Origin of the sequence: Streptomyces sp. NPDC048352 (assembly GCF_040651895.1) — a bacterium.
Taxonomy (GTDB): domain Bacteria; phylum Actinomycetota; class Actinomycetes; order Streptomycetales; family Streptomycetaceae; genus Streptomyces.
On record NZ_JBEZKZ010000006.1, the window covers coordinates 160,206 to 166,874 of the forward strand.

Annotated in this window: 7 protein-coding genes and 1 pseudogene; all 8 read left to right on the forward strand. The window is 72.5% G+C overall.

Annotated elements, in window-relative coordinates:
- The first annotated feature begins 2 nt into the window (after positions 1–2).
- Complete coding sequence (locus tag AB0D45_RS05905) at positions 3–926, forward strand: ABC transporter permease (protein WP_362455440.1); 924 nt, start codon at positions 3–5, stop codon at positions 924–926.
- Positions 919–1,935: an ABC transporter permease gene (locus AB0D45_RS05910; RefSeq protein WP_361598319.1), complete on the forward strand. Its 1,017-nt coding sequence runs from the start codon at positions 919–921 to the stop codon at positions 1,933–1,935. Before AB0D45_RS05905 ends, AB0D45_RS05910 begins: the two co-directional genes overlap by 8 nt.
- 15 nt (positions 1,936–1,950) lie before the next feature.
- Positions 1,951–2,925: an ABC transporter ATP-binding protein gene (locus AB0D45_RS05915; RefSeq protein ID WP_362455441.1), complete on the forward strand. Its 975-nt coding sequence runs from the start codon at positions 1,951–1,953 to the stop codon at positions 2,923–2,925.
- On the forward strand, positions 2,918–3,973 hold the full coding sequence (locus AB0D45_RS05920) for a dipeptide ABC transporter ATP-binding protein (RefSeq protein ID WP_362455442.1): 1,056 nt from the start codon (positions 2,918–2,920) through the stop codon (positions 3,971–3,973). The genes AB0D45_RS05915 and AB0D45_RS05920 overlap by 8 nt, the downstream gene beginning before the upstream one ends.
- 412 nt (positions 3,974–4,385) lie before the next feature.
- Complete coding sequence (locus tag AB0D45_RS05925; RefSeq protein WP_007266329.1) at positions 4,386–4,580, forward strand: hypothetical protein; 195 nt, start codon at positions 4,386–4,388, stop codon at positions 4,578–4,580.
- Positions 4,581–4,602: 22 nt separating this feature from the next.
- Entirely contained in the window at positions 4,603–5,502 is a 900-nt protein-coding gene (mshB, locus tag AB0D45_RS05930) for an N-acetyl-1-D-myo-inositol-2-amino-2-deoxy-alpha-D-glucopyranoside deacetylase (protein ID WP_362455443.1), read from the forward strand.
- Positions 5,499–5,882 carry a DUF6113 family protein gene (locus tag AB0D45_RS05935; RefSeq protein ID WP_361598307.1) on the forward strand — a complete coding sequence of 128 codons (384 nt, stop codon included), beginning with the start codon at positions 5,499–5,501 and terminating at the stop codon, positions 5,880–5,882. Before mshB ends, AB0D45_RS05935 begins: the two co-directional genes overlap by 4 nt.
- 357 nt (positions 5,883–6,239) lie before the next feature.
- Positions 6,240–6,669, forward strand: a pseudogene (locus AB0D45_RS05940) (hypothetical protein); the annotation flags it as partial.

Consider the following 6,669-nt stretch of genomic DNA (forward strand, 5'->3'; position numbering starts at 1 on the left):
TCATGGGACGTTACGTGATCCGGCGGCTGCTCCAGATGATCCCCGTGTTCATCGGCAGCACCTTCCTGATCTTCATCATGGTGTACGCGCTCGGCGACCCGGTCGCGGCCCTCTTCGGCGACAAGGCCCCCGACCCCGCCACCGCCGCCCGCATCCGCCGGGACCTCTACCTCGACCGCCCCCTGTGGCAGCAGTACGTCCACTACATGGGGCAGATCTTCCGGGGCGACTTCGGCACGGCCTTCAACGGCCAGCCGGTCACCGAGCTGATGGCCTCCGCCTTCCCCGTCACCCTGCGCCTGACCCTGGTCGCCATCGTCATCGAGGTCCTCGCCGGCATCACCCTCGGCGTGGTCAGCGGCCTGCGCCGCGGCAAGGCCGTCGACACCACCCTGCTGGTGCTCACCCTCGTCGTCATCTCGGTGCCCACCTTCGTCACCGGCTACCTGCTCCAGTTCGTCTTCGGCGTCAGATGGGGCTGGGTGCGCCCCACCGTCTCCCCGGACGCCCCCCTCGGACAGCTGGTCCTGCCCGGCATCGTCCTGGCCCTGGTGTCCCTCGCGTACGTCACCCGGCTCTCGCGGACCTCCATCGCCGAGAACGTCAAGGCCGACTACGTCCGCACCGCGGTCGCCAAGGGCCTGCCGCGCCGCCGGGTCATCACCCGCCACCTGCTGCGCAACTCCCTGATCCCGGTGGTCACCTTCATCGGCACCGACATCGGCGCCCTCATGGGCGGCGCCATCGTCACGGAGCGGATCTTCAACATCCACGGCGTCGGCTACCAGCTCTACCAGGGCATCCTGCGCAACAACTCGCCCACCGTGGTCGGGTTCGTCACCATCCTCGTCATCGTCTTCCTGGTGGCGAACCTGCTCGTCGACCTGCTCTACGCGGTCCTGGACCCGAGGATCCGTTATGCCTGAGCCCGAGCGCCCCGAAGGCCCCGGCGGCTACGACCCCGTGGGCCCGCGCCCCCGCGAGGCGATGTCGCCCACCGGCCAGGGCGGGGCCATGGACCTGGCCCTCCAGGAGGCCGAAAGCGTGGAAGGCACCGCCCAGCCGCCCGGTCCGGCCGCCCCGCGGGAGAAGGCCCGCTCGCTGTGGTCCGACGCCTGGCACCAGCTGCGCCGCAACCCCGTCTTCATCGTCTCCGCGCTGCTCATCCTCTTCCTCGTCGTCATCGCCATCTGGCCCCAGCTCATCGCCGGCGGCGACCCCCTCCAGTGCGACCTGTCCAAATCGCAGCAGAACTCCGCCCCGGGACACCCCTTCGGGTACGACACCCAGGGCTGCGACGTCTACACCCGCACCGTCTACGGGGCCCGCGCCTCCATCACCGTCGGCGTCTGCGCCACCGTCGGCGCCGCCCTGCTGGGCTCCGTACTCGGCGGGCTCGCCGGGTTCTTCGGCGGCTGGGGCGACGCGCTGCTCTCCCGGGTCGCCGACATCTTCTTCGGCATCCCCGTCGTCCTCGGCGGCCTGGTCTTCCTGTCCGTGGTCACCAGCAGCACCGTGTGGCCCGTCGTCGGCTTCATCGTGCTGCTCGGCTGGCCGCAGCTCGCCCGCATCGCCCGCGGCTCGGTGATCACCGCCAAACAGAACGACTACGTCCAGGCCGCCCGGGCCCTCGGCGCCGGCAACGGCCGCATGCTGCTGCGCCACGTGGCCCCCAACGCCGTCGCCCCCGTCATCGTCGTCGCCACCATCGCGCTGGGCACCTACATCGCCCTGGAGGCCACCCTGTCCTTCCTCGGCGTGGGCCTGCGCCCGCCCACCGTCTCCTGGGGCATCGACATCTCCAACGCCGCCTCCCAGATCCGCAACGCCCCGCACATGCTGCTCTGGCCGGCGGGCGCCCTGAGCCTGACCGTGCTCGCCTTCATCATGCTCGGCGACGCGGTGCGCGACGCCCTCGACCCCAAGCTGCGCTGAGGAGGGGACCGCCCGATGCTGCTCGAAGTGCGCGACCTGCACGTGGAGTTCACCACCCGCGACGGGGTCGCCAAGGCCGTGAACGGAGTGGACTACTCGGTCGACCAGGGCGAGACCCTCGCCGTGCTGGGCGAGTCCGGCTCCGGCAAGTCGGTGACGGCCCAGGCCGTGATGGGGATCCTCGACATGCCGCCGGGCCGGATCACCGGCGGCGAGATCCTCCTCAAGGGCAGGGACCTCCTGAAGACGAAGGAGGAGGAACGCCGGAGGATCCGCGGCGCCGACATGGCGATGATCTTCCAGGACGCCCTGTCCTCCCTCAACCCCGTGCTCAGCGTGGGCGCCCAGCTCGGCGAGATGTTCGAGGTCCACCGCGGCATGTCCCGCAAGGACGCCAGGGCCAAGGCCGTGGAGCTGATGGACCGGGTGAGGATCCCGGCGGCGCGCCAGCGGGTGGGGGACTACCCGCACCAGTTCTCCGGCGGCATGCGCCAGCGCATCATGATCGCCATGGCGCTGGCCCTGGAACCCTCCCTGATCATCGCTGACGAGCCCACCACCGCCCTCGACGTCACCGTCCAGGCCCAGGTCATGGACCTGCTCGCCGAGCTCCAGCGCGAACTCGACATGGGCCTCATCCTGATCACCCACGACCTCGGCGTGGTCGCCGACGTCGCCGACAAGATCGCGGTCATGTACGCGGGACGGATCGTCGAGGCGGCCCCCGTCCACGAGATCTACAGGGCCCCGGCCCACCCGTACACCCGCGGCCTGCTCGACTCCATCCCCCGCCTGGACCAGAAGGGCCAGGAGCTCTACGCCATCAAGGGCCTGCCGCCGAACCTGCTGGCCATTCCGCCCGGCTGCGCCTTCAACCCGCGCTGCCCGATGGCCCGGCCGGTGTGCCGGGCCGAGGTGCCGCCGCTGGCCGAGGTCGCCCCCGACCGCGCCAGTGCCTGCTTCTTCTGGAAGGAGTGCCTCGGTGGCTGAGCCCATCCTGGAGGTCCGCGGCCTCGTCAAGCACTACCCGCTGACGCAGGGCATCCTCTTCAAGAGGCAGATCGGCGCGGTCAAGGCCGTCGACGGGGTCTCCTTCTCCCTCGCCCCGGGGGAGACCCTGGGCATCGTCGGCGAGTCCGGCTGCGGGAAGTCCACCGTCGCCCGGATGCTGGTCAACCTGGAACGCCCCACCGCCGGCGCGATCTCGTACAAGGGCGAGGACATCACCAAGCTGTCGGGCCGCGCCCTGAAGGCGGTGCGCCGCAACATCCAGATGGTGTTCCAGGACCCGTACACCTCGCTGAACCCGCGCATGACGGTCGGCGACATCATCGGCGAGCCGTACGAGATCCACCCCGAGGTGGCTCCCAAGGGCGACCGGCGCCGCAAGGTCCAGGAGCTCCTGGACGTGGTCGGCCTCAACCCGGAGTACGTCAACCGCTACCCGCACCAGTTCTCCGGCGGCCAGCGCCAGCGCATCGGCATCGCCCGCGGCCTCGCCCTGCGACCGGAGGTCATCGTGGCGGACGAGCCGGTCTCCGCGCTCGACGTCTCCGTGCAGGCGCAGGTGGTCAACCTGCTGGAGCGGCTCCAGGACGAGTTCGGCCTCTCGTACGTGTTCATCGCGCACGACCTGTCGATCGTGCGGCACATCTCCGACCGGGTCGGGGTGATGTACCTGGGCCGCGTCGTCGAGATCGGCACCGACACCGAGATCTACGACCACCCCACCCACCCGTACACCCAGGCGCTGCTCTCCGCCGTACCCGTGCCCGATCCGCGGGCCCGCGTCCACCGGGAGCGGATCATCCTCACCGGCGACGTACCCTCCCCGGCCAACCCGCCCTCGGGCTGCCCCTTCCGCACCCGCTGCTGGAAGGCCGAAACCCGCTGTGCGACGGAGGTCCCGCCGCTGGCCGTGCCCGCGGTCTTCCCCTCGGGTCCGGCCGCCCACCCCTCGGCCTGCCACTTCGCGGCGGAGAAGCAGGTGGTGCCGCCCCCGGGCGAACTCCCCCCGCCGCCCGCCCCGCCGGTGTGAGGAGGAGCCGGTGCGCGGCCCGCGCGCGCCCGCGGCGGCCGGATCCCGACGCCGCGCGGGCGATCATTTCCAGCCACCCCGCAGACCGGGCCCGGGCCGCTCCACCGGTGACCCAACACGGGGGACAGGGGGGCGACTTGACCGTTTCTGTCCGAGATCCGGGCCGGGTGGGCTGAACCGCGTGCGGCCGTGCGGTGGCCGGCAGCCGTCCGGCGGGGGGTGCGGCGGGGCGTGCGGCCCATCCGGCCGGCCTCCGCGTGCCCCCGGCCGTGCGCGGCATGCGCCCCGCGTGCTGCCGGAATTCGATCGATGCGCTGGTACGGATAGTTATGATCCGTAGCGCACGGTGGGTATGAATGCGCCGAGCACGAGTACGCATACCGATGTCCGCTCGACGTGGAGGTGAAACGCCGTGGCACTCTCGATCTCGGCCGTGGTGCTGCTGGCGATCGTCGTCTTCCTTCTGGTCCGGAAGTCGGGTCTGAAGGCGGGACACGCGTTCGTCTGCGTACTGCTCGGGTTCTACCTGGCGAGTTCCACGGTGGCCCCCACCCTCAGCCAGCTCACCTCCAACGTGGCGAGCATGATCAGTGGCCTCAAGTTGTAGGCCGTGCTCGTAGGCTGGCCCCATGAACGGTCTTCCCGCCCGTCGTCTGCTCCTCGTGCACGCGCACCCGGACGACGAGTCGATCAACAACGGCGTCACCATGGCCAAGTACGCGGCCGAGGGCGCCCACGTCGCGCTGGTGACCTGCACCCTCGGCGAGGAGGGCGAGGTCATCCCGCCGGAGCTGGCCCACCTGGCGCCGGACCGCGACGACACCCTCGGCCCGTTCCGGGCCGGCGAGCTCGCCGCCGCCATGAAGGAACTGGGGGTCACCGACCACCGCTTCCTCGGCGGCGCGGGCCGCTTCCGGGACTCCGGGATGATGGGCGCCCCGCAGAACGCCCGCCCCGGCTCCTTCTGGTCGGCCGACCCGGACGAGGCCGCCGGGTACCTCGTGGAGGTCATCCGCGAGCTGCGCCCGCAGGTCCTGGTCACCTACGACCCGAACGGCGGCTACGGCCACCCCGACCACATCCAGGCCCACCGGGTCGCCGTGCGCGGCGCGGAACTGGCCGCCGAGGCCGCGTTCCGCCCCGAGCTCGGCGCCCCGCACGCGATCGCCAAGGTCTACTGGAACCGCGTCCCCGCCTCGGTGGTCGAGGAGGGCTTCGAGCGGCTGCGCGCGGCGGGCGCCGCCTTCCCGGGCATCGCGGCCCCGGACGACGTGCCGGGGGTGGTCCCCGACGAGCGGATCACCGCCGAGATCGGCGACGAGGACGGCGAGAGCGTCCTGGCGGCGGCGAAGGCGGCCGCCATGCGGGCGCACGCCACCCAGATCGCGGTCGACGGACCCTTCTTCGCCCTCTCCAACGACCTCGGCCAGCCCCTGTTCGCCCGGGAGTACTACGAGTTGGCGGCCGGCCGCTCCGGTGCCCCGGCCGGCGAGCGCGAGCGGGACCTCTTCGCGGGGGTGGGGGTGTGACCACCGCGCTGACCCCCGGGCGGATCGCCGCCCTGCTCGGCCTGCTGGTGGCGGGCGCGCTGACCGGTGCGGCCGGCTGGCTCGTGGTCGACCTGTGGTTCCCGGGCGGGCTGCTGCTCGCGCTGCTGGCCCTCTGCGGGCTGTTCCTCGCCGGCCGGATCGCCGTCGGCACGGGACTCGGAGTGGGTGCCGGGGCGGGCGGCTGGTTCCTCTCCTACGTCGTCCTCAGCCTCCCCCGTCCCGAAGGGGACTTCCTGCTCGGTTCCTCCGGAATGGGCATGTACGCATACCTTTTGGGGGGAAGTGCGGCCGCTGTGATCTGTGCCACGATGCGCGGCCCCGCGCAAGGTTCCGTTTCGGCCTCGAATTCCCGCGGATGACGGGCCGCTGAACTCCCGCTCCCGCCGATCGGGGAGGTGTTGCGGGGGTTTGACGGTCCCTCGGAAGGGGGCGCGCGGGAGCGTAAGAGGAACCTCGGATTCCTGGGCGACAGTTGCGCGCGGGCGACGGCCAGTATGGTGGACGGGCCGCCGAGCTGCCCGCGCACGGCACGCGGGCGGCGGAGCCAACCGGGAGAACCTGCCTTGAGTCGTGAAACCGACAGTTCGTCCCCCGGGCCCCAAGGGCACGGTGGAGCCGCCTACCCCTCGGGTACGCCGCCGTATGGAAACGGCCGGTATCCGTCCACGGCCATGCCGCCTGGTCCCGGCGCCGCGACCGTCCCGGAGGAGAATCCTGTGACCTCGAACCCGTCCACGCCCGACACCGACGGGCCGAAGACCGAGACCCACCTGACGACCCGGATCCGGATCAACATCCCCGGGTCCCGGCCGATCCCGCCCGTGGTGGTGCGCAAGCCCGTGAAGGACGGCGGCCAGGACGCGTCCGCGGCCGCCGCCGGACCGGCCCCGGGCGGCGCTCCGCGCGCGCCCGAGCGCCCCGCCGCGCCGGGACGGCCCGCGGCGTCGGCCCCCTCGCTCCCCGCGGTACCGGCCCCGGCCCCCGCGCCGGGCAGGCCCGCGCCGGGCAGGCCCGCGCCGGAGTCCGCCCCCGCGCCCGCCGCGGAGCCGGCCGGCGGCTGGTTCGCCCCGCGCAAGGCGGCGACGCCCCCGCCGGCTGCGACGCCCCCGCCCGCGGCGCCCGCGGCGCCCGCCGCGCCCGCCGGGC

Bases quoted from the DNA above. Each gene is read 5' to 3' on its own strand.
- AB0D45_RS05905 (WP_362455440.1), top strand. From the start codon at position 3: ATGGGACGTTACGTGATCCGGCGGCTGCTCCAGATGATCCCCGTGTTC.
- AB0D45_RS05910 (WP_361598319.1), top strand. From the start codon at position 919: ATGCCTGAGCCCGAGCGCCCCGAAGGCCCCGGCGGCTACGACCCCGTG.
- AB0D45_RS05915 (WP_362455441.1), top strand. From the start codon at position 1,951: ATGCTGCTCGAAGTGCGCGACCTGCACGTGGAGTTCACCACCCGCGAC.
- mshB (WP_362455443.1), top strand. From the start codon at position 4,603: ATGAACGGTCTTCCCGCCCGTCGTCTGCTCCTCGTGCACGCGCACCCG.